General features: G+C 68.8%; 24 protein-coding genes. 11 read left to right on the top strand and 13 right to left on the bottom strand.

Annotated features, from left to right (window positions below):
• Positions 1 to 51 precede the first annotated feature (51 nt).
• The 7 genes from dgcA to Q7S93_RS15755 form a co-directional block, all read right to left on the bottom strand.
• Entirely contained in the window at positions 52 to 1,065 is a 1,014-nt protein-coding gene (gene dgcA, locus Q7S93_RS15785; protein WP_304714913.1) for an N-acetyl-D-Glu racemase DgcA, read from the bottom strand.
• Positions 1,023 to 2,060 carry an N-acetyltransferase DgcN gene (gene dgcN, locus Q7S93_RS15780; protein ID WP_304714912.1) on the bottom strand — a complete coding sequence of 346 codons (1,038 nt, stop codon included), beginning with the start codon at positions 2,058 to 2,060 and terminating at the stop codon, positions 1,023 to 1,025. The genes dgcA and dgcN overlap by 43 nt, the downstream gene beginning before the upstream one ends.
• Before the next feature lie 85 nt (positions 2,061 to 2,145).
• Positions 2,146 to 3,084 (bottom strand): LysR family transcriptional regulator, encoded by a 939-nt coding sequence (locus tag Q7S93_RS15775; RefSeq protein ID WP_304714911.1) that lies wholly within the window; start codon positions 3,082 to 3,084, stop codon positions 2,146 to 2,148.
• A 44-nt stretch (positions 3,085 to 3,128) separates the two neighbouring features.
• The gene (locus Q7S93_RS15770) at positions 3,129 to 3,659 is read right to left on the bottom strand and encodes a cupin domain-containing protein (RefSeq protein WP_304714910.1); all 531 of its coding nucleotides are present in this window, start codon (positions 3,657 to 3,659) and stop codon (positions 3,129 to 3,131) included.
• A 20-nt stretch (positions 3,660 to 3,679) separates the two neighbouring features.
• Entirely contained in the window at positions 3,680 to 4,900 is a 1,221-nt protein-coding gene (locus Q7S93_RS15765; protein WP_304714909.1) for an FAD-dependent oxidoreductase, read from the bottom strand.
• A gap of 93 nt (positions 4,901 to 4,993) precedes the next feature.
• Positions 4,994 to 5,704: a GntR family transcriptional regulator gene (locus tag Q7S93_RS15760; protein ID WP_304714908.1), complete on the bottom strand. Its 711-nt coding sequence runs from the start codon at positions 5,702 to 5,704 to the stop codon at positions 4,994 to 4,996.
• Positions 5,705 to 5,784: 80 nt separating this feature from the next.
• The gene (locus Q7S93_RS15755; RefSeq protein WP_304714907.1) at positions 5,785 to 6,606 is read right to left on the bottom strand and encodes an aspartate dehydrogenase; all 822 of its coding nucleotides are present in this window, start codon (positions 6,604 to 6,606) and stop codon (positions 5,785 to 5,787) included.
• A gap of 102 nt (positions 6,607 to 6,708) precedes the next feature.
• Here Q7S93_RS15755 and Q7S93_RS15750 point away from each other — a divergent pair, with 102 nt between their 5' ends.
• The 3 genes from Q7S93_RS15750 to Q7S93_RS15740 are packed head-to-tail and all read left to right on the top strand — an operon-like array spanning position 6,709 to position 9,338.
• A complete protein-coding gene (locus tag Q7S93_RS15750) occupies positions 6,709 to 7,662 on the top strand; it encodes an acetaldehyde dehydrogenase (acetylating) (protein WP_304714906.1) in 954 nt (317 codons plus the stop codon).
• The gene (dmpG, locus tag Q7S93_RS15745; protein ID WP_304714905.1) at positions 7,659 to 8,690 is read left to right on the top strand and encodes a 4-hydroxy-2-oxovalerate aldolase; all 1,032 of its coding nucleotides are present in this window, start codon (positions 7,659 to 7,661) and stop codon (positions 8,688 to 8,690) included. Before Q7S93_RS15750 ends, dmpG begins: the two co-directional genes overlap by 4 nt.
• A 45-nt stretch (positions 8,691 to 8,735) precedes the next feature.
• A complete protein-coding gene (locus Q7S93_RS15740) occupies positions 8,736 to 9,338 on the top strand; it encodes a class I SAM-dependent methyltransferase (RefSeq protein WP_304714903.1) in 603 nt (200 codons plus the stop codon).
• A 29-nt stretch (positions 9,339 to 9,367) separates the two neighbouring features.
• On the opposite strand, the gene Q7S93_RS15735 is transcribed toward Q7S93_RS15740, so the two are convergent.
• The 3 genes from Q7S93_RS15735 to Q7S93_RS15725 all read right to left on the bottom strand — a co-directional run bounded on the left by Q7S93_RS15735 (position 9,368) and on the right by Q7S93_RS15725 (position 10,906).
• Complete coding sequence (locus tag Q7S93_RS15735) at positions 9,368 to 9,895, bottom strand: sulfotransferase (protein ID WP_304714901.1); 528 nt, start codon at positions 9,893 to 9,895, stop codon at positions 9,368 to 9,370.
• A 54-nt stretch (positions 9,896 to 9,949) separates the two neighbouring features.
• Positions 9,950 to 10,162 (bottom strand): AbrB/MazE/SpoVT family DNA-binding domain-containing protein, encoded by a 213-nt coding sequence (locus Q7S93_RS15730; RefSeq protein ID WP_304714900.1) that lies wholly within the window; start codon positions 10,160 to 10,162, stop codon positions 9,950 to 9,952.
• Positions 10,163 to 10,240: 78 nt separating this feature from the next.
• Positions 10,241 to 10,906, bottom strand: coding sequence for a GntR family transcriptional regulator (locus Q7S93_RS15725; RefSeq protein WP_304714898.1), 666 nt, complete (start codon positions 10,904 to 10,906; stop codon positions 10,241 to 10,243).
• A gap of 194 nt (positions 10,907 to 11,100) precedes the next feature.
• Between Q7S93_RS15725 and Q7S93_RS15720 the strand changes: the two genes are divergently transcribed.
• Positions 11,101 to 11,916, top strand: coding sequence for a TauD/TfdA dioxygenase family protein (locus Q7S93_RS15720; RefSeq protein ID WP_304714897.1), 816 nt, complete (start codon positions 11,101 to 11,103; stop codon positions 11,914 to 11,916).
• A 100-nt stretch (positions 11,917 to 12,016) separates the two neighbouring features.
• On the opposite strand, the gene Q7S93_RS15715 is transcribed toward Q7S93_RS15720, so the two are convergent.
• The 3 genes from Q7S93_RS15715 to Q7S93_RS15705 form a co-directional block, all read right to left on the bottom strand.
• Complete coding sequence (locus Q7S93_RS15715) at positions 12,017 to 13,285, bottom strand: MFS transporter (protein ID WP_304714896.1); 1,269 nt, start codon at positions 13,283 to 13,285, stop codon at positions 12,017 to 12,019.
• The gene (locus tag Q7S93_RS15710) at positions 13,282 to 14,628 is read right to left on the bottom strand and encodes a metal-dependent hydrolase family protein (protein ID WP_304714895.1); all 1,347 of its coding nucleotides are present in this window, start codon (positions 14,626 to 14,628) and stop codon (positions 13,282 to 13,284) included. The genes Q7S93_RS15715 and Q7S93_RS15710 overlap by 4 nt, the downstream gene beginning before the upstream one ends.
• A gap of 264 nt (positions 14,629 to 14,892) precedes the next feature.
• Positions 14,893 to 15,894, bottom strand: coding sequence for a pyridoxamine 5'-phosphate oxidase family protein (locus Q7S93_RS15705; RefSeq protein ID WP_304714894.1), 1,002 nt, complete (start codon positions 15,892 to 15,894; stop codon positions 14,893 to 14,895).
• A gap of 177 nt (positions 15,895 to 16,071) precedes the next feature.
• Here Q7S93_RS15705 and Q7S93_RS15700 point away from each other — a divergent pair, with 177 nt between their 5' ends.
• The 7 genes from Q7S93_RS15700 to Q7S93_RS15670 all read left to right on the top strand — a co-directional run bounded on the left by Q7S93_RS15700 (position 16,072) and on the right by Q7S93_RS15670 (position 23,669).
• The gene (locus tag Q7S93_RS15700) at positions 16,072 to 16,719 is read left to right on the top strand and encodes a DUF4198 domain-containing protein (protein ID WP_304714893.1); all 648 of its coding nucleotides are present in this window, start codon (positions 16,072 to 16,074) and stop codon (positions 16,717 to 16,719) included.
• A gap of 189 nt (positions 16,720 to 16,908) precedes the next feature.
• Positions 16,909 to 18,384, top strand: coding sequence for an aldehyde dehydrogenase (locus Q7S93_RS15695; protein WP_304714892.1), 1,476 nt, complete (start codon positions 16,909 to 16,911; stop codon positions 18,382 to 18,384).
• A gap of 12 nt (positions 18,385 to 18,396) precedes the next feature.
• A complete protein-coding gene (locus Q7S93_RS15690; protein WP_304714890.1) occupies positions 18,397 to 19,161 on the top strand; it encodes an SDR family NAD(P)-dependent oxidoreductase in 765 nt (254 codons plus the stop codon).
• A gap of 101 nt (positions 19,162 to 19,262) precedes the next feature.
• The gene (locus tag Q7S93_RS15685; RefSeq protein WP_304714889.1) at positions 19,263 to 19,997 is read left to right on the top strand and encodes an IclR family transcriptional regulator; all 735 of its coding nucleotides are present in this window, start codon (positions 19,263 to 19,265) and stop codon (positions 19,995 to 19,997) included.
• A 34-nt stretch (positions 19,998 to 20,031) separates the two neighbouring features.
• Positions 20,032 to 21,351: an MFS transporter gene (locus Q7S93_RS15680; RefSeq protein ID WP_304714888.1), complete on the top strand. Its 1,320-nt coding sequence runs from the start codon at positions 20,032 to 20,034 to the stop codon at positions 21,349 to 21,351.
• A 42-nt stretch (positions 21,352 to 21,393) separates the two neighbouring features.
• Complete coding sequence (locus tag Q7S93_RS15675) at positions 21,394 to 23,061, top strand: amidohydrolase (protein ID WP_304714887.1); 1,668 nt, start codon at positions 21,394 to 21,396, stop codon at positions 23,059 to 23,061.
• Entirely contained in the window at positions 23,058 to 23,669 is a 612-nt protein-coding gene (locus Q7S93_RS15670; protein ID WP_304714886.1) for an FMN-binding negative transcriptional regulator, read from the top strand. Before Q7S93_RS15675 ends, Q7S93_RS15670 begins: the two co-directional genes overlap by 4 nt.
• The last annotated feature ends 49 nt before the right edge of the window (positions 23,670 to 23,718 follow it).

The following is a 23,718-nucleotide window of genomic DNA, read 5'->3' as shown; positions in this document are numbered from 1 at the left end:
GGTCTCCAGGACGAGGGGCAGGCGATCCTTAAGCGCGGCGACCCCGTGGGATCAGGCCGCGGTCTCCGGTGTCGCAGAGTCGGGCACGCCCCAGAGGGTCTCGGGCGGCAGCAGTTCGGCGCCGCGCTGGACCGCGCCGCCGGCATAGTCGTCGGCGAGCCAGGTGGGGCCGTCGAGATCGACGAAATCGGCGTGGCGGGCCACATGGAAGGCCGGGGCGATGGACATGGACGACGAGACCATGCAGCCGACCATGACGCCAAAGCCCATGCGACGGGCCTCGGCCAGCAGATCGAGGGCTTCGGTCAGGCCGCCGGTCTTGTCGAGCTTGATATTCACCACCTGATAGCGGTCCTTCAGCCCCGGCAGGTCGGCGGCCACATGGCAGGACTCGTCGGCGCAGATCGGCGCGCAGCTCTCGAAGCCCAGCAGGTCGCCATCCTCGTCGGCCGAGAGGGGTTGTTCGATCAGGGCGACCTTCAGCTCGCGAAGCACCGGCTGGAGCTGCGCCAGGGTCTCGATGGTCCAGCTCTCATTGGGATCGACGATCAGGGCGGCGTCGGGCGCCGCGGCGCGGACGGCCGCCAGGCAGGCGGCGGGATCCTTCCGGTCGACCTTGACCTTGATCAGGGTCGCCCCGGTCATCCGTGCGGCCGCCTCACCCATCGCCTGGGGGGTGTCCAGGCTCACGGTCAGCGCACTCACCAGGGGATGGAGCGGAGGCTGGCCGAGGGTGTCGGCGACCGCACGGCCGGCCAGGCGGGCTTCGAGATCCCACAGGGCGCAGTCGATGGCGTTGCGGGCGGCGCCCGGACCCAGCCGGCCGGCCAGGTCCGCGCGCGTCATCCCGTTGGTCAGCTCGGTCGACAGGCTGTTCACCTGCTCCAGGACCGACTCGATGGTCTCGCCGTAGCGGGCATAGGGCACGCCCTCGCCCCGGCCCCGCCGTCCGTCCTGGACCACGGTCACGGCCACCACGTCAGCGGCGGTCTTGACCCCGCGGGAGATGCGGAAGGGCGTGCTTAGCGGCCAACGCTCTGCTCGGACTGCAACGGTGCGAAGCATTCAACTAACCTGTCGACGATCTGGTCCACGCCCATGGAGACGGGGTCCTGGCAAGGGAGATTGAAGCGCGCAGAGGTCTCGTCGCAGAGACGGCGCGCCTCATCGGGGGCGAGGTTGGAGGTGTTGAACGCGATCCCCACCGGCGTCACGCCCGGATTGGTCAGGGCGGCCGAGGCGAGATTGGCCTCCAGGCAGGCCTTGAGGTCCGGCAGGGCGCGACCGGTGATGCCGCGCATGTGCGGACGGCCGGGCTCATGGCAGAGCACGATGGCGTCGGGCTGGGCGCCGTGCAGCAGGCCGAGCGACACCCCGGCGAAGGACGGATGGAACAGGGAGCCCTGCCCCTCGATCAGATCCCAGCCGCCGTCGGTGCGGGCTGGCGTAATGGCTTCGATGCCGCCGGAGATGAAGTCGGCGATCACCGCGTCGATGGGCACGCCCGACTGGGCGATGAAGATGCCGGTCTGGCCAGTGGCCCGGAAGTCGGCGTTCAGGCCGCGGCCGCGCATTTCCCGCTCGATGGCCAGCGTCGTGTACATCTTGCCGACCGAACAGTCGGTGCCGACGGTGAGCAGGCGGTGACCCGCCCGCGGCCGGCCGTTGCCGACGTCCATCTTCTTTGGCGGCTCGCGCACGTCGAACAGGGACAGGCCATTGCGCTCAGCGGCGGCGACGATCTCGGGATGGGCGGTCAGGCGCTCGTGCAGGCCCGAGGCCACATTGAGGCCGGCGTCCAGGGCCTTGACGGCGTCGGCGACGATCTTCGGCCCCAGCACCCCGCCCGCGTTGGCGACGCCGATGATAAGGGTCTTGGCGCCCCTGGCCGCAGCCTCGGCGAAGTCCAGGTGCGGCAGGTTCAGGGTGACCGTGCAGTCCGGCCCCCGGTGCTCGCCCAGGCTCCATTCGGGACGCCAGTAAGCCACCCCGCGGGAGGTTTTCACGGAAAGCTCGTTCTGGGAGTCGCCAAGATAGAGCAGGTAGGGCGGCGGGATCATAATGCCTCACTTCGGGCCGGCGCAGTGGTGTTGCGCAATCATCGCGCAACCAGGGCGCGCGCGAAGCTCGAAAGAAAGAGGAGTGTTATAGCCCCGGGTTATGCGCCTGCTGCTGGTCCTGGATATCGGCCTTGAGGGTGTTCACGAAAGCCTTGGCGATCTTGGAAAGCGGGCGGTCTTCCAGGTATATGCAGTAGACGCCAAAGTTGACCGGATGCTCCAACGGCCTGAAATCGAGATCAGGACCCAGGTTTTCCCGGGCGGTGAACTCATCGACAATCGCCACGCCCGCCCCGTGGCGCACCAGGGCGGCGGCGACATAATAGGTCTGCACCACGATGCCTTCGGGACCGCTGCGCTTTCCTTGCACCACCTCGCTGGCGTAGAGCGCCCCCACCGGGCCGCTTCCGGTCAGGCTGATCAGCTCGTGGCCGGCGAAGCGGTCGAGGCTGACCCGCGGCGGGGCGTCGGGCAGATACTCGCGCCGGTAGAGCACCACCAGTTCGCCCGTGCCGATGCGGATGTGGGCCAGGCGGGGATGGCGCGGGGCGTCATAGGCCACCGCCAGGTCCGCCTTGCGTTCATAGAGCGCGCGCAGCACGTCCTCGTCGTGCAGGGTCTGCAATCCAAAGGTGACCCCGGGATTCTTCTTGCGGAACAGGGCGACGGCCCGCGGCGCGACGCCGAGGCCGAGGGACGGCAACACCGCCAGGCCAATATGGGCCGACCCGCCCTTCAGCAGGTTGCGGGTGGTCTCCTTCAGCGACTCGATCTTGGTGTAGATCTCGTCCACGTCGCGGAAGAGGGCGTGGGCCTCCTCGGTCGGGGTCAGGCGTCCCTTGACCAGCCGGAACAGGGGAAAGCCCAGCCGGCCCTCTGCATGCTTCAGCACCTTGCTGACCGAGGGTTGCGACACATAGAGGGCCCGGGCCGCGGCGCTGATCGAGCCGGCCCGATAGACCGCGTGGAAGACCTCGATATGACGCAGATTCATCGAGGGTAGATTGGCGCCGGTCGGTTCCATGCCTCCTCAGACCATACCGCCGATGGCGCCGCAAGCGGCCGGGGTCAGCCGCCGCCCAGGTGCGCGTCCCGGCGTTCGAACAGGCTCGCATCGGCGAAACCCGCGGTTTCCGGGCGTCCGCGGCCCAGCATCACCTGCAGGTAGCAGTCCTCCTCGGTCTCGTTGACATAGCCATGGATGACGCCGGGCGGACACGAGATCATCTCCCAGGGGCCCAATTCCTGCGACAGGCGCCGGCCGTCCTCGTCCTCGATGAACACCACGCAGCGGCCCTGCAGGATGAAGAACACCTCCTCGACCTCGTGGGTGTGGGGCGCATTCCCCTGCCCCGGCGGCACCAGCATGATCGACAGGGTGAAGCCGGTGGCCGGGATCACCCCAGCGTCGTCATGCTTGCCCGAGGCGCCGGCGCCGATGAAGCGATGCTGGGCGCGGCGATAGCCTTCGATGCTGGCGTCGGAAAACGCGTTCCAGTCAGGGGTGCGGGTCTCGAACCTGGCCACATAGCGGGCCATCAGATCTTCGAGGGAGGCGTCGGCCAGTTCGGCCGGACGGGGATGGCGGGCGACGGACATGGGGCGGTGTTCCTTGGGGGCTAGAGGACGGCGTCGGCGACCTTCACGCTGTCGATCAGACAGGCGCGGCCGATGAAGGCGTCATGCAGGTCGGGGTCGAGACCGGCCTGGCGGATGGTCTCCAGGCCCTTGGCGCGGGCCTCGGGGTCCTTCTCGCCAAGCGTCTTCTTGTTCTGGATGCTCTGGGCCTGGACGAAATCGGTCTGGGCCTTGCGCCGCTGGCGGGAATAGCGGTCCAGCAGGGGCTGGGCGTCCGCCCCGCCGTTGAGGATCTCGTCCAGCTTGGCGGCCAGATTGACCGCGTCGTGGATGCCGCCATTCATCCCCATGCCGCCCACAGGGTTGTTCACATGGGCCGCGTCCCCGGCCAGCAACACCCGGCCCTTGTTGAAGGTCGCCGCCACCCGCTGGTGCACGCGATACAGCGCCACCGTGGCGATCTCATAGGGGCCATCCTTGGGGCAGAACTTCTGCAGGCGGGCCTCGATGGCGTCCGGCGACAGAAGCTCTTCGTCGGTCTGTTCGGGCAGGGTCGGGCTGACCGCCCGCCACAGGCCGCCGCCGTCCGGGCCGCGGGCCTTGAACAGGTTCATCCACTCGTCGGGATCGGAGAAGTAGTTGCGGTTGCTGAGGTCGGGCCGCAGGGACATGAAGTCGAAATGGGTGTCGACCTTGAGGAAGCGCTCGGGCCAGGTGAAGCCCTCGAACTCGATCTCGGCCAGGCGGCGGACCGTGCTGCGGCCCCCATCGCAGCCGATGAGATAGTCGCCTTCGATCTCCACCACGCCGTCGGTGGTTTCGAGCACGGCGCGGACCTTGTCGGCGCCCTGGACGATCTCGGTGAGACGGGCGCCCATCATCACCTCGCAGCCCGCATCGGCCTTCAGGCGCTCCAGGATGGTGGCCGAAATCTTGTACTGCTCCCACTGCAGCACATAGGGGTGCTCGGGCGGGGTCTGCATCTCGCGGATGTCGAAGCGGGCGATCCGCTGGCCGGTGGGCCGGTCCATATAGTGGAAGACCGGCGAGACCAGGCCCTGCTCCAGGCCCGCCTCCAGCAGGTCCAGCTCGGCCAGCATGGCGATGGTCGGGGGATGGCAGGAGGCGGCGCGGCAGTCGATCTCCGGCGCCAGCAGAGCCTCGACCAGGACCACCGGCACGCCCCGGCGGCGCAGGGCGTAGGCGGCGATGGTCCCCACGGGGCCGGCCCCCACCACGATCACTTTCGACCCAGACGCCATGGTACGCACTCCTCTTGAGAGGGGCGAGGCTAACGGCCTCCAGTTTGTATGACAATATTAGATGTTGGCGCCGAAGACCGCTTTGGGCGGCGCCTAGGAAGCAGCCTTTCGTTTCGCCGGAATGGCGGTTTTTTCATCGGCTTCGAGACGGGCCACGATGGCCGCCCGGGCGTTACGCAGGTGAACGGCCATGGCCTCGGCGGCCCGATCGGCGTCGCCGGCCTGCACCGCCTCCATCATGGCGTCCCATTCCTTCAGGCCGCCATCGAGGCGGCCGGGCTCGGCCATGGAGCGGATACGCAGATAGTTGACCCGCGCCAGCAGGGGGCGGGCCACCTCATAGATCACCCGGCTCTTGGCCCCGATCAGCACGCGCTCATAGAACTCGCTGGCGATGGCCGAGAGCTGGGCCATGTCGTTCTTGCTGAGCGCCTTGACCAGCCGCTTGTGCACCGCGGCCAGGGCCTTGCGCTCGGCGTCGTCGGACAGGGCGACGAAGCGCCGGATGGCCTGGGTCTCGAGCATTTCGCGGATCATGTAGATGTCGGCGGCGTCCTGGGCGGTGATCACCGCCACATTGATGCTGCGCCGCCGGCCGACCTCGACGAGGTTTTCCGACTGCAGCTGGCGCAGGGCCTCGCGCACCGAGGTCCGGCTGACCCCCAGGGCCTCGCACAGCTCCCGCTCCACCAGGCGCGCGCCGGGGGGATAGAGGCCAGAGCTGATGGCGTTGCGGAGCTTCGAGATCGCATGGTCGCGCACCAGCGACGGCGTATCGACAATCCTCAGGTCTTCGTATTCCAAGTCAGCCCCTTGTCACGCGGATCAGTGGTTCGCCGCGTCGCGATTCCGTGTCCGACAACCCTACCGTGGATTTGGCCCGGTCAGGGCTCAGGAAACAAGCCCGCCTGCAGGCGAGCCGCCGGCAGGCCGATCCCCAGCCGGGCGCATTGCAGCAGGCTGTGGGCCGTCAAGGCCGAGGTCTTGGGGTTGTCCGGCGCGGCCACGGCGAAGATCTCGAACAGGAACCGGCCGAAGTCGCCCTCGGCGGTGATGACGCCCAGGGGGTCGCTCACCTTGCGCGAGGAGATCAGCCGCACCCGGGTGCGGTCGAGCCCCAGCCCCGCCAGGGAGACGGCCACCGAGACATTGGCGTTCTTGGGATAGGCCGCCGCCGCCGCCCGGGCCGAGCCCTCGAAGAACACCTGCTCCTCCGCCGGATCGTCCAGGTCGATGGCCTGTTCGGCTGGCGTGCCGCGCCAGGCGTGGGGCGGCTTGTGGGAGTCGTAGGTGACGGCGCTCAGTCCTGCGAGGCTGGCGGCCACGAGACCATCGAGCCCTGCCACCGCGCCGGCCGGGATCAGCAGCCGCCCGCCCCCGGCCTGTTCGGCCGCCAGCAGGCGCCGCGTCAGATCGGTGTCGGTCAGGGCGCCCACGGAGGAGACCACCAGATCGACGCCGGCCGCCAGGATCTGCGCCCCGAATTCGCGCACCGCCCCATGGCCGGCGCATTCCAGCACCACATCCGGCTTCGACGCCAGCAGGCCCGCCAGATCATGGGCGCAAGGGACGCCGGCGGCCTCGCGGCCCGGCCGCACCAGCACGGCGCAGACGCTGTCAGCCTCGCCCAGGCGCCCGGCCGTGGTGATGATTTCCTGCCCGATCGCCCCAAGGCCGATCAATGCGATGCGTTTGTCGCTCGCCATTTCCAAACTCCGCTGAGCACCCTTGACTTATAATATTGTATGACAAGATTGCCACCCGAATTGAGGGCGCTTCGGGCGTCCGCAAACAGGAGAAGCAGCGCCGTGGAGTCCCCATCCTCGCCGGTCAAGGTGGCCATCATCGGCCCGGGCAACATCGGGTCGGACCTGATGATCAAGATCATGCGCCTGTCCAAGACCCTCGCCATGGGCGCCATGGTCGGCGTCGATCCGGCCTCCGATGGTTTGCAGCGGGCCCAGCGGATGGGGGTGCCCACCACCGCCGGCGGCATCGACGGCCTGGTGGCCATGCCGGAGTTCGGCGACATCCAGATCGTCTTCGACGCCACCTCGGCCGGCGCCCACCAGCGGCATGACGAGGTGCTGCGCGCCCATGGCAAGACGGTGATCGACCTGACCCCGGCGGCCATCGGCCCCTATGTGATCCCGCCGGTGAACGGCGAGGCCAATCTCGACCAGCCGAACCTCAACATGGTCACCTGCGGCGGCCAGGCGACCATCCCCATCGTGGCGGCGGTCAACCGGGTCTCCCCGGTGATCTATGGGGAGATCGTCGCCTCCATCGCCTCAAAATCGGCCGGCCCCGGCACGCGGGCCAATATCGACGAGTTCACCGAGACCACCTCCCGGGCCATCGAGCAGGTGGGCGGCGCGCGGCGGGGCAAGGCGATCATCGTGCTCAATCCGGCCGAGCCGCCGCTGATCATGCGCGACACGGTCTATTGCCTCTGCGAGGGCGGCGACCCGGCCGCCATCGAAGCCTCGATCCTGGAAATGGTCGCCGAGGTGCAGACCTATGTGCCCGGCTATCGCCTGAAGCAGGCGGTGCAGTTCGAGACCATCACCGACAATGCCCGCCTGCTGATCCCGGAGATGGGCGAGGCCTTCGCCGGCCTGAAGGTCAGCGTCTTCCTCGAGGTGGAGGGCGCGGCCCACTACCTGCCGGCCTATGCGGGCAATCTGGACATCATGACCTCGGCGGCCCTGCGCACCGCCGAGCGCATCGTTGAACGCCGCGGCGCAGGAGTTTCCGCATGAGCGCCCCCGCCCCCGCCCGCAAGCTCTACATCCAGGACGTCACCCTGCGCGACGGCATGCACGCCATCCGCCACCAGTATGGGCTGGACCAGGTCCGGGCCATCGCCCGCGCCCTGGACGAGGCCCGGGTGGACGCCATCGAGGTCTCCCACGGGGACGGCCTCTCGGGCTCGTCCTTCAACTACGGTTTTGGCGCCTGCACCGACTGGGCCTGGATCGAGGCGGTCGGCGAGGTGCTGCAGCACGCCGTCCTGACCACCCTGCTCCTGCCCGGCATCGGCACGGTGCATGACCTGAAGCGCGCCTATGAGCTGGGCGTCCGCTCGGTGCGCGTGGCCACCCACTGCACCGAGGCCGACGTCTCGCGCCAGCATATCGAGGCCGCTCGCAACCTCGGCATGGACGTCTCCGGCTTCCTGATGATGAGCCATATGAGCGCGCCCGAGGCCCTGGCGCAGCAGGCCCTGCTGATGGAGCGCTACGGCGCCCACTGCGTCTATGTCACCGATTCCGGCGGGGCGCTCACCATGGAGGGCGTGGCCGAACGGCTGCAGGCCTATGACGCGGTGCTCAAGCCTGAGACCGAGCGGGGCATCCACGCCCACCACAACCTGTCGCTGGGCGTCGCCAACTCCATCGCCGCGGTCCAGAACGGGGCCATCCGGGTGGACGCCTCCCTGGCCGGCATGGGGGCCGGCGCCGGCAATGCGCCGCTGGAGGTCTTCATCGCCGCAGCCGACGTCTATGGCTGGGACCATGGCTGCGACCTCTTCAAGCTGATGGACGCGGCCGAGGACCTGGTGCGCCCGATCCAGGACCGCCCCGTCCGGGTGGACCGCGAGACCCTTAGCCTCGGCTATGCCGGGGTCTATTCCAGCTTCCTGCGCCATGCCGAAAAGGCCGCCGAGACCTATGGCCTCGACACCCGCGCCATCCTCATCGAGCTCGGCCGCCGCCGCATGGTCGGCGGCCAGGAGGACATGATCGTCGACGTCGCCCTCGACATGGTCCGCACCCGGGAGGGATGAGGCCTGTCATGATGACGTCTAGCGTTCGCTGGTAGGCTGAAAGCCATGAGCAGCAGCGCGCGCGACGTCATCGGCCTCTACCGGCGCCATGCCGCGGCGTGGGTGCGCAACCGCGGCGACCAACTGACCGAGGGCGTCTGGCTCGACCGGTTCCTGGGGCTGCTGCCGGAGGGCCGCCGTGTGCTCGATCTTGGCTGCGGGTCTGGAAGCCCGATCGCGCGCCACTTGATCGGCCAAGGTTGCGCCGTGACCGGCGTCGATGGGTCACCAGAGCTGATCGCGGTCTGTGAAGCGGCCTTTCCCGATCAGACCTGGCGCGTGGGCGACATGCGCCTCACTGACCTGGGCCAGAGGTTCGACGGCGTGCTGGCCTGGGACAGCCTGTTCCACCTGGATCATGACGATCAGCGGCGCATGTTTGACGTGTTCCGTCGCCACGGCGCGCCAGGCGCGGCCCTGATGTTCAACAGCGGTCCGGCCCATGGCGAGGCGGTCGGCGCCTTCAAGGGCGAACCCCTCTATCACGCCAGCCTCGCGCCCGCGGAATACAGGTCCCTGCTGGCGGAGCGCGGGTTCGAGGTGGTCCGGTTCACGCCGGAGGACCCGACGTGCGGCGGACGTTCGGTCTGGCTCGCCCGGCTGCCTTGAGGCAGGCAGTTTGAGCGCCTCACCTTGACCTAAGCGGACACGCCTTGATTCAGAGTCGGGAAAGCCACGCCTGGAGACGGAATGCCGAGGAACGGGCAGAGCTGGCCCCAGCCCTGCCCGCCGGCCACATCCAGTTCCAGCAGATCATTTGGCCGTTGGGCGAAATAGCGCCGAACCTCGCCGTGATGGCGGATGAATGCATCGGCCAGCGTCCGGCGTTCAAAGCCAACGGTCTCGTAGATGGCCATTCGCCGCGCAATTCGATCATGCTCGCCTAGGACAGGGCGAGGATTATGCAGATGAGACCGTTCCATGGATGCGAGCCAGCTCTCGACCGTTCGCGTGGTCAGCACGAACTTCGAGCCCGGAAAAATGTAATCCAGGTATTTGAAGTGGAGCACCACTGTGTTGCCGGACCCGCCTTGCAGATTGCGAAGCACGTCAAATGTCGGGTCCTGCTGAACCGGGTCATATCCCAATAGCTGAAGACCGGCGCAGAAGGACGTATTCCCCGTCCTCGCCAACCCCACGCCCCAGCAGCGTTGCTGTTGGCTCATCTCAGATTCCGCCTGGAAGCTCTTCGCGCTGAGCGCTCAACGGTGAACCCTGACTCACAGGCTCCCGTACGCCACGTAGTCGGCGTCGGCATGCCACTCGCTGAAGGTCGCGAACGGATCCGACGCGATGTGACCCCGCTTGGACAGCATCACGCGGTCGCCCTCGACCAGATAGGTGAGGCGATCCCCGGGCTTCAGATCGAGGGCCGCACGAACGGCCCGGGGAATGGTCGTCCGCCCCGAGGACGTGAGCTTGCTGGTGATCATGGAGAGCGCCTGCCAGGCTTGCCGAACTGCGGAGGACATCGGACAAGTTTCAAGACACCGTGTCCAGCCACCCACCCCCTAAACCCGCGGCGGATCGGCTTCGAAGTGGGCCAGGAGGGCGTCGATGAAGGCTTCGACCGCGGCCTCGGCGGCGTCGGGGTCGCGCTGCTCGAGGGCCTGCAGGATGCGGCCGTCGCAGAGCAGGGTCAGCTCGCGGTTGGCGGCGGTCTCGTGCAGGCGCCCGCGCATGGTCTGGAAGACGTCGTCCACCATGGCCGCGCAGCGCCTCAGCAGGGCGTTGCGGCAGGCCTCGCGCAGGGCGCTGCGGAACTCGCTGTTGCGCTCGACGAACACCCGGGCGCGGCCGGCCTCGTGGGCGGCCCGCTGACGCTCCAGGGTCCTGCGGAGGGCGGCGATCTCCTCCGCGGTGGCCCCCAGGGCCGCATGGCGGGCGATGCGGGCGTCCAGCAGCCGGCGGACCTCCAGCCGGTCGACCACATCCTTCTGGGTGTCGACGGGCACCAGATAGCCGCGCTCCTGCGGGGTCAGCAGGCCCTCGCGCGCCAACTGCAGCAGCACCTCGCGCACCGGGGTGCGGGAGACGCCATAGGCCTTGGCCAGCTGCAGCTCCACCAGCCGGGCGCCGGGCTCCAGCAGACCCGACTGCAGCTCCTCGCGCATGCGCCGATAGACCTGGTCGCGCAGGCGCTCGGTGGGGGCGACGGCTCGCGAAGGTCCTGGCAAGCGCGGGATTCCCTTAATTGACGGCGATCGATCCCCCTTCGACTAGGCCATAGACGCGCCGGCGGCAACGGCGCCTCGCAGCGGGCGCCTGACAGAGAATACGGGATACTGTATACAATAGACTTGAAGCCGAGGCGCGCCTCCCGCCAGATGGCGCAGCGCTCGCGCACCTTGTTTCGATCAATGGGATTTCAATGTCGTACAGGACCCTCCAGGCCCAGCCGCTTACCCCCACCATCGGCGCCGAGATTTCCGGCGTCGATCTGACCCAGCCCCTGAGCGACGAACAGGTCGCCGAGGTGCGTCAGGCCCTCCACGACCACGGCGTGATCTTCTTCCGCGACCAGCCCCTGGATCCGGCCTCGCTGAAGCGGGTCGGCCAGTATTTCGGAGAGTTGCAGATCCACGCCCTGAAGGGGCTGCCCGAGCATCCGGAGGTGCGCAAGCTGCACGCCGACGCCACCTCCAAGCACGTGGCCGGCGAGGAGTGGCACACCGACATGTCCTGCCTGCCGGTCCCGCCCATGGGCAGCGTGCTCTATCTGCACACCCTGCCGCCGATGGGCGGCGATACGGCGTTTTCCAGCATGTATGCGGCCTATGACGCCCTGTCGGCGCCGATGAAGGCCTATCTGGAGCAGCTGACCGCCACCCATGACGGCAAGCTGGCCTTCGGCCGCTTCGATCCCGACGGCAAGTATCCGGTCGCCGTCCATCCGGTGATCCGCACCCACCCGATCACGGGGCGCAAGCTGTTGTTCGTCAACCGCGGCTTCACCAGCCACATCAACGATGTGCCGCAGGACGAGAGCGAGGCCATCCTGCAGTACCTCTTCAAGCATGCGGAGAACGCCTATTTCCAGGTGCGCTTCCGCTGGACGCCCCATGCGGTGGCCTTCTGGGACAATCGCTGCACCCAGCACCTGGCGATCTGGGACTATTTCCCGCACGAACGCTCGGGCTTCCGGGTGCAGATCGAGGGGAATGCGGCAGACTACGCCGCGGCCTGATCGCCGCCTTACGGCCGGAACGACAAAGGGCCCGCGCCAGGGGATGGCGCGGGCCCTTCCTTTTCGTTGCGACGACCGGGGAGAGCCGCGCAAGGAAAGCTCAGGTCACGGAGACGGGGCCGCCGCGGCGGCGCTCCTGATAGGGGTTGAGGGTCAGGACCAGGCTGGAGGCCACCAGGCAGAGCCCTGCGCCGACGGCCAGCATGGCCTGGTAGGAGCCGGTCAGGTCGAAGACGAAGCCGAAGGCGACGGGGCCAAGCCCCATGGCGATCATCACCGCCCCGAACAGGACCCCGAAGATCTGGGCGAAGCACTTCAGTCCGAAATAGCGGCTGGCCAGATAGGCCAGCATGTCCACCTCGGCGCCCAGGCTGCCCCCCAGCAACAGGGCCGGGAAGATCATCGCCCAGGCCGGCAGCGGCGCCCACAAAAGGGCCAGCCCCACCGCCGAGAGGCTGAAGAAGACCAGGCCGATATGCCGGGCGTCGAACTTGTCCAGCAGGAAGCCGATCAGGATCCGGCCGCCAAAGGTGGCCAGGCCGAAGATCGAGGCGACCCCGGCGGCGGCCTCGGGGCTCATGCCCCGGTCGCCGAGCAGGGGCACCATGTGCGGGATCAGCCCATAGAGAACGAAGGCCAGCACCACGAAGATGGCGATCAGCATCCAGAAGTCGCGCTTGGCCATGGCCTGTTTCAGCGTGTCGCCCAGGGCGGCGGCGGGCGGGGCGTCCGCCCCCTGCCCGGCCGGCGCGCCCGGCTGTTCCTGCAACAGGAAGACCACCATGGGCAGGGCCACACAGAGCAGGATCAGGCCCAGCGCCACATAGCCGCCCTGCCAGCCGAACTGCGAGATGGCGCCCTGGCCCACCAGGGGCACATAGGCGAAGCCGAAGCCCGTGCCGCTGCCGGCGATGCCGATGGCCAGGCCCCGGGACTTGTCGAACCAGGTGGCCAGGACCCGCATATAGGCCACGCTGTTGGAGCCCGCCGCCACCGTGCCCATGGCCACGTAGATCCCCATGAAGTGCCAGAGCTGGGTGACCTGGGTCAGGGCCAGCATGCAGGCCGCCAGGATCACCAGGGAGGGGATCAGCACCCGGCGCGACCCGAACCGGTCCACCAGGCGTCCCACCAGGGGCATGGAGACCGCCGAGCACAGCATCATCAGCGAGGCTGCGGCGCTCATCTCCGCCCGGCCCCAGCCGAACTGCTGCTCGAAGGTCCCGATGAACAGGCCAAGCGAGGCGATGCCGAAGGCCGCTGGCCCGGCCGAAATTCCCACCAGGGAAACCGCGACGATCAGCCAGCCTCGGACGGTCGGCCTTGCGGCGCCCGGCTCGCCGGTTTCGGCGACGGAGACCGCGCTCACGGGTTCACCATCTGGACGTACAGGTTCTCGCCGCCGGCCTTGTAGACCACCCCGCCCTTCATCACGAACTGGACGCGCTCCAGTTCGGTGATGTCGGTCAGGGGATCGCCGGCGACGGCCACGATGTCGGCATAGCGGCCGGCCTGCACCGCGCCGATCTCGTTGGAGCCGATCAGGTCGGCGGCGTTGGCCGTGGCGGCCAGGATCACCTCGGCCGGCGTCATGCCGGCCTCCACCATCAGGGCGGCCTCCTGCAGGTTCTCACCGAGCCCCGTGTCGCTGCCGAAGGCGATCTTCACCCCAGCCTTATGCGCCCGGGTCAGCTTGCCGATGCTGGATCCCATCTCCAGCACCTTGCGCACCGTGTACGGGTTGAGGGTCTGAGGCGCATGGGTGGCCAGGTCGTACAGCCGCTGGGTGGTCAGCAGGGTCGGCACGAAATAGGTCCCGTGGGTCTTCATCAACCGCCAGCTCTCATCGTCGGCATAGGTGCCGTGCTCGATGGAGGACGCGCCTAAGCGCACGGCGATGTCGATGGCTTCCTTGCCGTGGCCGTGGGCGGCGACCTTCATGCCCATGGCGTGGGCGGTGTCGACGGCCGCCCTGATCTCGGCCTCGGTCATCAGCTGGGCCTTGGGATCGTCCCCCTGGCTGACCACCCCGCCGCTGGGCATGATCTTGATGATATTGACGCCGAGCTTGTGCTGGGTGCGCGCCAGGCGGGTGACGGCGTCGGCGCCGTCGGCCAGCCCTGCCCCCCAGTCGCGGCGGGACATGTCCTCGGCATAGCCATGGCTCCAGTCGGTGTGGCCGCCGGTGGGGCCTATGGCCTCGCCGGCCACCCACATGCGCGGGCCGGCCACTTCGCCCAGCTCGATGGCCTTCTTCAGGGCGAGGTCGGTCCCGTAGTTGCCGCCCAGGTCACGCACCGTGGTGACGCCGGAGCGCAGGATGGCCTCGGCGTTGACCGTGGCGGCCAGGGCCATGTCCAGCGGGGAATAGGTGACGCTCTTGGCGATGCCGTTGCCCGTGCGGCGCAGGGAGGTCACATGGGTGTGGCCATCGATCAGGCCCGGCAGCACTGTGGCGCTCGACAGGTCGATCACCTCGGCCCCGGGGGGCGAGACAAAGCCCGGCTCCACCGCCGTGATCCGATCGTCGGTGATCAGGATGGTGACCTGGCTCTGCGGCCGGGCCGAGAGGCCATCGATCAGGCGGCCGGCGTGTATGGCGGTGGTTTTCGGCGTCGGCGAAGGCCCCGGCGCCTGGGCGAGGCTTGGGCTGAGCCCCACGGCGCAGGCCAGGGCCACGCCGCCGGCCAAGGTTCTGAACAAGCTCGCCATATAAACGCCCTCCACACGAATTACGTATGATTGTCATACATCAATGCGGTGTTGAGCGAGCCCGTTTGCGCCCCGGCGAGCGACGGGGCGCCGGGCGCCCCGGGCGACGGCGTTCAAGGCGATCGGCGCCGCTTTCCTAGGCGCCCCTGTTGGCTGGCGTGAAGCCCGCCGCGCTCGGTGAGTATGCTGGAAGCCCGTCGGGCCCACGTCCTATGCGGCAGACGCGAGCAGACGGCGCCGCCCCGGGGCTGGACCGGTCAGACCTCAGTAGAGCTGGGTCTTGTAGTTGGTCTTGAGGCCGCTGGCGATGAGACCCCGGTTGACCGACAGTCGCAGCAGGGTGGCCGCCACGCCTCGGGCCTTGTTGTGCTTCAGATGCGCCATGAGGATGGCGGCGGGATCAATGTCCGGCGCCGGAGCCTCGCCAGCCCAGGGCGCGGCCCGCTCCAGGGCAGGACTGTCAACAAGGTCGAGGTTAAGGTCATCAATGAGCATGGCCAGGATCGGCGCCTTGTCCTCGACGACAAAGGCCGCGCGAAGGGCCTCTTCGGTGGTGAGCTGGGCCCGCCCGGAGAGCTTCAGAACGCGGCTTGCGCCAGGAACCAGGCCAAGGGCGGCGATTCTCGGCTGGGTGATGATGTTGCGATAGCCAAACGCCAGGCGATTGCCCGGGCGTTCGGCCAGCGCCGCGCGGCCCTCGATCAACCGGATCAGACGGCCGGCTGGATCCCCCTTGGGGCTGATATCGACGCGGCCCTCTTCGTCCATGCTGGCCAAGGCCAGGAAGCGGACTGCGCCCAGGAAGGCTTCGGGTGCAGATGGCGGCGCCGCCTCGTCGGCCGCCCAGAAGTCGGAGCGGATCAGCGCCTTGGCGCAGTGGACAAAGCACTCATCGACGGCGATCTCGACGGCGTCAGCCGAGAGGCCAGCGATCCGGCCATTGACGCGCAGGGTTTCCCCGACCCCGGGGGCGAGGAAGAGCGCGCCGGCTCCGGCCCCCTCGTGAATCTGGTCGAGGCCATCGATCGCCGAGCGGGGAATCCTCAGCTGCGCCGGGGCCGGCGCCGAGGCGAAGCCGGCCGTTCCGCCCGCCACCGCCGCCTGCGGTCCGTCTGGCCCGCCGATGGCGACGAAGGCGAGCGGCGAGGACGCCAGCCATCGCGCCGCCTCGGCGTCCAGGTGATCGATAATCTTCATCTTCACCGGCAGGGCGGCCACGCCGATGCAGGCCTCCAGATCCTCAAGGGTGTCGATCATCCCGGTCATGCCTCGTGACAAAGGGTTGCAGGGTCGCTTGCAGCAACGACGTTGGAGCGCCCGTTCGCCGGACCACCTCCGCCGGTAAAAGGCTTGGAGGGGAACCAACCCCTCCGCGCCGTCCATACTTGCTAATAATTATTACATGCATTAATGCCCTCGAGAAGCCCTATCGAGGAGAGCCCCATGCGCGCGACCATCACCGTAACCCTCGCCGCCGCCCTGCTGGGGTGGGGAACCCTGGCCGAGGCCCACGAGGTCTGGTTGGAGCGCGATGGCGCAGGACCCGTTCGGGTCTATCTCGGCGAGCCGGCCGAGCCGGTTCCTGCCGGCGGCGATCCGGAATTCGCCAAACTGAAGGCGCCGGTGGTGTTCACCACCGACCGCAGCGCGCCCGCCGTCCTCACCCGCAAGACCGACCACCTGGAGGTTGCCGTCACCGGCGATGGGGATGTGCGCGCCACCGACGACTCGGTGTTCGCCCCCTGGGGCGAGGACGACGCCAAGGAGGCTGCGGTCTTCCACGCCCGCGCCGGGCGAACCGAAACCCGCACGGTCCTGGACCTGGAGATTGCGCCGGTCACGCCGGAAGGGGACACCTTCGCCGTGACCTATGAGGGCAGCCCCCTGGCCGACGCTTCGGTGACGCTGATCAATCCGGATCGCTGGTCGAAGTCTTTCAAGACCGACGCCGCCGGGCGTCTCACCATCCCGACCACCTGGGATGGCCGCTACCTGCTTGCCGTGAGCCACACCGTCGAATCCCCCGCCAGGGTGGGGGAGCACGAAGTCGCCAAGATCCACCACATCGCCACCCTCACCTTCGTGGATTAGCCGGCCGGAACGCCGTTGCCGCCCCCGTGGGACGGCGCAAATTCTCGCGACCCTGCCTGGAGATGATCCAGGCAGGGTTTTTTGATGCGACGCCGGGAACCGCCATCCCTGCTGAACCTCGTCGAACATTGACTCCGATTTCTGAGTATGGACTATTTCGTCCACATGCGGAGCTAGATGGGGGCCACGGTGGCGTTTCAGTTTGATCGCCTGTTCATTGGCGGAGAGTGGGTGGCGCCGCTGGATGGCGGCCTCCGCGCCAGCATCGATCCCGCCACCGGGCGGAGCTGGGGACAGGTCGCCTATGGCGGTGTTCAGGATATTGACCGTGCGGTGGCCGCGGCGCGGGCGGCGTTCGAGGGGCCCTGGGGACGGCTCGCCGGCTGGGAGCGGGCGGCGATGCTCCGCCGCTTCGCCGATCTCTATGCGACGCAGGTCGAGGCCCTGGCCCAGGTCGAATCCCAGGACAATGGCCGTGCGATCCGCGAGTCGCGGGCCGATATCGGCCTGCACCCCCAATACTTCCACTGGTTCGCCTCCCTGGCCGACAAGCTCGATGGGCGGACCATTCCCCTGGACGACGCCGTACACGCCTTCACCAGCCGGGTTCCCGTCGGCGTGGTCGGCGCCATCACGCCGTGGAATGTCCCGTTGATGGCGGCGACCTGGAAGCTTGGCCCGGCCCTGGCGGCCGGCTGCACGGTGGTCCTCAAGCCCGCAGAACAGACGCCCGCCTCGTCCCTGGCGCTGGCGCATCTGGTCGAGGCGGCGGGTCTACCGCCCGGCGTCGTCAATATGGTCCCAGGCGACGGGGCGAGCGCCGGCGCCCGGCTGGCCACACATCCCGATGTGGCCAAGATCAGCTTCACCGGCTCGGGCGCCACGGCCAAGACGCTCCTGAAGACCGGCGCCGACACCCTGAAGCGCTTCACCTTCGAGCTGGGCGGCAAGGCGCCGCACGTCATCTTCGCCGACGCCGATCTCGAACAGGCCCTGAACGCCGCCACCGGCTCGGCCTGGGCCCTGTGCGGCCAGAGCTGCGCGCTCGGGGCCCGCGTCCTGGTGGAACGGCCGATCTATGACCAGGTGGTCGAGGCCTTCCGGCGCACGGCGGGCCGGGTGCGGGTCGGCGCGCCGCTGGACCCCGCCACCCATATGGGGCCGCAGGCGCACCAGCAGCAGCTGGACAAGACCCTGGGCTATATCGAGATCGGGCGAGACGAAGGCGCGACCCTGGTCGCCGGCGGCCGCCGCATCGAGACGGCGGAATTGGCGGCAGGCTATTTCGTCGAGCCCACCGTCTTCGCCGACGTGACGCCGTCCATGCGCATCGCGCAGGAGGAGATCTTCGGCCCTGTGGTCGCCATCCTGCCCTTCGACGGGGAGGACGAGGCGGTGGCCATCGCCAACGACACCTCATACGGCCTGGCGGCGGGGCTCTGGACCTCCGATGTGGGCCGCGCCCATCGGGTGGCCGCCCGCATCCAGGCCGGCATGGTTTGGGTGAACACCTATCGCTACATCCGATGGTCGACGCCCTATGGGGGCATGAAAGCCAGCGGCTGGGGCCGCGAGAACGGGGTCGAGGCGCTCGATCCCTATCTCGACACCCGCACCACGATCATCTCCACCACCGGCCGGTTCGCCGACCCCTTCGCCGCCTAGAGGAGCGCGCCAATGCGCCTGCAGGGAAAACTGGCCGTGGTCACCGCCGCCGCATCGGGCATGGGACGGGCCGGGGTGGAGCGGTTCGTCCGCGAAGGCGCCAAGGTGGCGGCCATCGATCTCGACGCCCGCGCCCTCGAGGCCCTGGTGGCCGAGATCGGGCCTGACAAGGTCTGCCCCATCGTCGCCGACCTCTCGACGCCACAGGGCGCGCGCGACAGCATCGACCAGGCCGCGCTGATCCTCGGCGGGATCGACATTCTCTGGGCCCATGCCGGCATGCCCGGCCCCGCCTCGGTCGAGAACCTGGACATGGCGGCCTATGACAAGGCCATCGCCCTCAATGTGACATCGGCGGCCCTGGGCGCTGGCCAGGCCGCGCCCCATATGCGCGCCCGGGGCGGCGGCGCCATCGTCTTCACCGCCTCGATCTCGGGCCTGGTGGGCTCGATGATGAGCCCGATCTATTCAGCGGCGAAATGGGGGGTGGTCGGGCTGGGGAAGTCCCTGGCCCTGGCCCTGGCCGGCGATGGCATCCGCGTCAATGTGGTCTGTCCGGGCCTGGCCGATACGCCCATGAAGCAGGGCTTCACCGGCCGGAGCGGCGATCCCGCCGAGGCGGCGGCCAATGAGGCCAAGATCGTCTCGGCCGTGCCCATGGGGCGTCTGGTGCAGCCCGGCGAGGTGGCCGACGCTGTCCTCTGGCTGGTCTCCGAAGAGGCGAGCTTCGTCACCGGCGTCGCCCTGCCGGTCGATGGCGGCTTCACGGCGCGCTGACATGGATCACCGGCGCAGCCAGGGCGACCCCGTTGCCGCCGACGCCAATCCGCCCTACCCCGGCGGCCAGCCCTTCTGTTTCTTCACAGGCGCTCTCAGCCATGTATGTGCGGCAAGCCGCCAACGCCCTTCAGATCCTGGAATATTTCGCCGGGAAAGGCCGACCGGCGACGGCGGCGGAGATCGCCGACGACCTGGGCTGGCCCAGGTCCAGCACCTTCAAGCTGGTGGGCACCCTGGCCGCCAAGGGTTACCTCTACGAGCCCCAGGCCCGAGGCCGTCACTATCCCAGCCCCCGCTGGCTGGAGCTGGCGCAGAAGGTCGCCCACAGCGATCCCTTGCCCGCCGACCTGCAGCGGCTTTTGAGCCAGCTCGTCCAGGCCACCGGGGAGACCGTGGCCATCTCGGCGCCGGCGGGCGCCTCGGCCATGTTCATGGAGGTGGCGGAGTCGCGCCAGGCCGTGCGCTATATCGCCCGGGTCGGCGACCAGGTGCCGATCCATGCCAGCTCGGCCGGCCGGGCCCTGCTGGCCCAGATGAGTCTGGAGGAACGCCAGATCCTCTACCGGCGCATCGACTTCCTGCCCTACGGGCAGACCACCCCCACCAGCCCCGACCAGGTGGAGGCCGAGCTGCAGGCCGCCCTGACCCGCGGCTATCATCAGAGCAACGCCGAATACACTCCGGACCTGGCCGGGGTCGCCATGCCCCTGGCCGATCCCAGCCGCCGGCTTTCGGTGGTGGTTGTGGGGCCGGTCTCCAGGTGCCTGGACCGTCGCCCCGAGCTGGCGGCGATGCTGGCCCAACACATCGAGGCGCTGCCCCACCGAGCCTGAGGCGCCAGCCTGCCGGGACGACAGGAGCTTCTTCATGAGCCGTCCCGCGACAGACCCCAGGGCGACCATCGCCGCCGAGCCCATGCGGCTGGCGCAGTTCGTGGTCGTGGCTATCTGCATCACCCTGAACGCCCTGGACGGGTTCGACGTCCTGGCCATCAGCTTCGCCGCCCCGGGCATCGCCGCCGCCTGGGGCGTTAATCCAGCCGCGCTGGGGGTGCTGCTGTCGATGGAGTTGATCGGCATGGCGGTGGGCTCGGTGGCCATGGGCAATGTCGCCGACCGGATCGGACGGCGGCCCACCATCCTGATCTGCCTGACCATGATGATGATCGGAATGTTCGCCGCCGCCTTCAGTCCCGGCATGACGGCGCTGTTTGCGGCGCGCCTGTTCACCGGCCTCGGCATCGGCGGCATGCTGTCCTCCACCAGCGCTCTGGTGGCGGAATTCTCCAATGACCGAAACCGCGGTCTGGCCGTGGTGCTCAACATCGCCGGCTATTCGACCGGGGCCATTCTCGGGGGGCTGGTCGCCTCGGCCCTGCTCGAGGCCAGCGGCGACTGGCGCTCGGTCTTTCTGTTCGGCGGCGTGGCCACGGCGCTCTGCCTGCCGCTGGCGATCTTCCTGCTGCCGGAGTCCATCGACTCCCTGCTCGCCCGACGGCCGGCCGGCGCCCTGGAGGCCGTAAACCGGACGCTGGCGCGGCTTCGGCGCGCGCCCATCGACGCCCTGCCAGAGGGCGAGATTCAGACCCGGCCGTCGATCGGCGCCCTCTTCTCGCCGGGCTATGGGCAGGTCACCCTGACCCTGACCACCGCCTACTTCGCCCAGATCATGTTCTTCTACTACATCCAGAAATGGGTTCCGAAGATCGTGGTCGATATGGGCTTTGACGCGGCCTCGGCCGGCCGGGTCCTCGTGTGCGCCAATATCGGCAACCTGCTGGGCGCCCTGGCCATCGGCGTCGCCAGCCAGCGCCTGCCCCTGCGGCCGCTGGTGATCGGGGCGATGCTCGCAGGCGTCGCCGCCATCGCCGTCTTTGGCCTGGGCGTGCGCGATCTTGTGGCGCTTTCCATCACGGCGGCCCTGGCGGGGTTCTTCGTCAATGCGGGCGTGGTCGGCATGTATCCCATACTGGCGGCGACCTATCCCGCCGCGCTCAGGGCCAGCGGCACCGGCTTTGTGATCGGCGTCGGGCGCGGGGGCTCGGCCATCGGCCCGGTGGTCGCCGGCGCGCTTTTCGCCAGCGGCGGCGGGCTGATGACCGTGTCCCTGGTCATGGGACTGGGGGGCCTGCTGGCCGCGGCCATGCTGTTCATCCTGCCCCGGGCGGCCGGCAGATCGCCGGGCTGAAGCGGCGGATGATCAGGACGCAAGGGGAAGGAAGACCGCACCATGATTGATCGTCGCCATCTGCTGGGGGCAGGCGCCCTGGCCCTGCTGTCGACCCAGGCGCTGACGGCCCGCGCAGCCGACACCGGGCTCGACCTGGCGCTCGTGAACGGCCAGGTCTGGACGGGGCGGCCCAGCGCGCCCCTGGCCGACGCCATCGGCGTGGCCGCAGGCAAGATCGCGGCTGTGGGGGCGGGTCAGGTCCGCGCCCTGACGACCTCTCGAACCCGGGTGATCGACCTGGCCGGCGCCTTCGCCATGCCCGCCTTCATCGACAACCACACTCATTTCCGGCTGGCCTCGACCATGTTGGCCCAGCCCGACCTGCTGGGGGCGGCTGACCGCGCCGATTTTGTGAACCGCGTGGGCCAGGCCGCCTCGCAGCTAAGACCAGGGCGCTGGCTTCGGGGCGGCTCCTGGGACGAGCAGCGTCTGGGCGGTCAGCTGCCCGACCGCCACTGGATCGATGCGGCGAGCCCTGAGACCCCCTTCATCGCCCCGCGCACCGATCTGCATATGTATCTGGTCAACAGCCTGGCCCTGCGCCTGGCCGGGATCACCCGCGAGACCCCAGATCCGGCCGGCGGCGTAATCGACCGCGACGCCTCAGGCGAGCCCACAGGCATCTTGCGCGACAACGCCAAGGACCTCGTGGACCGGGTCATCCCGCCGACGAGCGAGGCCGAGACGGACGAGGCGATGCGCGCCGGCATCGCCCACGGCCTCAGCCGCGGCGTCGCCCAGGTCCACTGCCCGGAGATCGACTGGAGCGTCCAGGACTCACTCCTGCGCCTGCGCGGCAGGGGCGAAACTGACATGCGCTTCTATTCCTTCGTGCCCCTGCAGGACTGGGAGAGGATGGCCGAGTTCGTGGCGGGCCATGGCCGCGGCGACGACTGGGTGCGCTGGGGCGGCGTCAAGGGTCTGGCGGACGGCTCGCTGGGCTCGCGCACGGCGCTCTTCTACGACCCCTATGCCGACGCCCCCGACCAGCGCGGCACGCGGGTCATGGCCCTGGACGAGCTGCGCGAGGCGGTGATCGCCGCCGATCGCCACGGCCTGCATGTGACCGTTCACGCCATCGGCGACCGGGCCAATGACGATGTCCTGGACATCTTTGCGGAGGCCGAGCGGGTGAATGGCGCGCGGGATCGCCGCTTTCGCATCGAACACGCTCAGCATGTGCGGCCGCAGAGCATTCCGCGGTTCGCCCGCCAGAATGTGATCGCCTCGGTGCAGCCCTTCCACGCCATCGACGACGGGCGCTGGGCGGTCCAGAGGATCGGCCCGGCGCGCCTGGCCGGGACCTACGCCTTCGCCTCGTTCCTGGAGGCCGGGGCGCGGATGACCTTTGGCTCGGACTGGCCGGTGGGACCGATCGATCCCATCACCGGCGTCCATGCCGCAGTGACCCGCCGGACGATCGACGCCGCCAATCCCGACGGCTGGATTCCGGAGGAGAAGATCACCGTGGAGCAGGCGCTGATCGCGTATACGGGGCAGAACGCCTATGCCGGCTTTCAGGAGGATCGCCTGGGCGAACTGTCCATCGGCCGGCTGGCCGACATCGCCGTGCTGGACGTCAATCCGCTGACCGCGCCCATCGACGGGCTGGCTAAGATCCAGGTGTTGCAGACCATCGTCGATGGCCAGCCAAGGTACGAGGCATGAGCGACAGGCCGCAGCCGATCTCTCCGTTCGACCCCGCCCATCCCTCCGAGGTGGGCGCGTTCGTGAGCGACCAGATCCTGGGCCTGGTGACCACCAGCGGGCCGCCGGCCCATGTCACCCCGCTGCCGCTGCTGGCCCAGCTCGACGCCGAGGGCGGCGTCGCCGAATTCTTCGGCCATTTCGGGCGATCCAACCCGCAGATCGAGGCCTTGCAGGCCGATCCCCGGGCGCTCGTGATCTTCATGGGGCCCCACGCCTATGTGCCGACCGCCTGGGTCAGCCCGACGGGGTGGGCGCCGACCTGGAACTATGCGCTGGCCTATTTCGAGGTCGAGGTGCGCTTTGACGCCGGAGAAAATGATCGCGCCCTGGCTGAGCTGGTCGAGACGATGGAACAGGGCCGATGGACGCCCGACCGAATGGGCGCGCGTTACGAGCCCCTGGCCCAGCGCATCCTCGCCTTCCGCGCCCGGGTGATCCGTCAGGTGGGAAAGTTCAAGCTGGGCCAGGACGAGACCCCGGAGACCTTCGAGAAGATTCTCCAGCGCCTGTCGCCGTCCCCCCTCGCCCAGCTGATGCGCCAGACCCGCGAAGGGTCCGATACATAGACGTCCAGCCAGGCTCGCCCCGGGGCGCTGGGTGGGGCGGGTTCGCTTA

Source organism: Phenylobacterium sp. (assembly GCF_030646615.1).
Classification (GTDB): Bacteria; Pseudomonadota; Alphaproteobacteria; order Caulobacterales; family Caulobacteraceae; genus Phenylobacterium.
The sequence above is the reverse complement of the archived record's forward strand: the minus strand, read 5'-3'. Positions and strand labels throughout refer to the sequence as shown.

Bases quoted from the DNA above. Each gene is read 5' to 3' on its own strand.
- Q7S93_RS15770 (WP_304714910.1), bottom strand. From the start codon at position 3,659: ATGTCCGTCGCCCGCCATCCCCGTCCGGCCGAACTGGCCGACGCCTCC.
- Q7S93_RS15690 (WP_304714890.1), top strand. From the start codon at position 18,397: ATGCGCCTGCAGGGAAAACTGGCCGTGGTCACCGCCGCCGCATCGGGC.
- Q7S93_RS15700 (WP_304714893.1), top strand. From the start codon at position 16,072: ATGCGCGCGACCATCACCGTAACCCTCGCCGCCGCCCTGCTGGGGTGG.
- Q7S93_RS15730 (WP_304714900.1), bottom strand. From the start codon at position 10,162: ATGATCACCAGCAAGCTCACGTCCTCGGGGCGGACGACCATTCCCCGG.
- Q7S93_RS15705 (WP_304714894.1), bottom strand. From the start codon at position 15,894: ATGACCGGGATGATCGACACCCTTGAGGATCTGGAGGCCTGCATCGGC.
- Q7S93_RS15710 (WP_304714895.1), bottom strand. From the start codon at position 14,628: ATGGCGAGCTTGTTCAGAACCTTGGCCGGCGGCGTGGCCCTGGCCTGC.
- Q7S93_RS15775 (WP_304714911.1), bottom strand. From the start codon at position 3,084: ATGGAACCGACCGGCGCCAATCTACCCTCGATGAATCTGCGTCATATC.
- Q7S93_RS15680 (WP_304714888.1), top strand. From the start codon at position 20,032: ATGAGCCGTCCCGCGACAGACCCCAGGGCGACCATCGCCGCCGAGCCC.
- dgcA (WP_304714913.1), bottom strand. From the start codon at position 1,065: ATGCTTCGCACCGTTGCAGTCCGAGCAGAGCGTTGGCCGCTAAGCACG.
- Q7S93_RS15685 (WP_304714889.1), top strand. From the start codon at position 19,263: ATGTATGTGCGGCAAGCCGCCAACGCCCTTCAGATCCTGGAATATTTC.
- Q7S93_RS15675 (WP_304714887.1), top strand. From the start codon at position 21,394: ATGATTGATCGTCGCCATCTGCTGGGGGCAGGCGCCCTGGCCCTGCTG.
- Q7S93_RS15735 (WP_304714901.1), bottom strand. From the start codon at position 9,895: ATGAGCCAACAGCAACGCTGCTGGGGCGTGGGGTTGGCGAGGACGGGG.
- Q7S93_RS15755 (WP_304714907.1), bottom strand. From the start codon at position 6,606: ATGGCGAGCGACAAACGCATCGCATTGATCGGCCTTGGGGCGATCGGG.
- Q7S93_RS15720 (WP_304714897.1), top strand. From the start codon at position 11,101: ATGTCGTACAGGACCCTCCAGGCCCAGCCGCTTACCCCCACCATCGGC.
- dgcN (WP_304714912.1), bottom strand. From the start codon at position 2,060: ATGATCCCGCCGCCCTACCTGCTCTATCTTGGCGACTCCCAGAACGAG.
- Q7S93_RS15670 (WP_304714886.1), top strand. From the start codon at position 23,058: ATGAGCGACAGGCCGCAGCCGATCTCTCCGTTCGACCCCGCCCATCCC.
- Q7S93_RS15765 (WP_304714909.1), bottom strand. From the start codon at position 4,900: ATGGCGTCTGGGTCGAAAGTGATCGTGGTGGGGGCCGGCCCCGTGGGG.
- Q7S93_RS15740 (WP_304714903.1), top strand. From the start codon at position 8,736: ATGAGCAGCAGCGCGCGCGACGTCATCGGCCTCTACCGGCGCCATGCC.
- dmpG (WP_304714905.1), top strand. From the start codon at position 7,659: ATGAGCGCCCCCGCCCCCGCCCGCAAGCTCTACATCCAGGACGTCACC.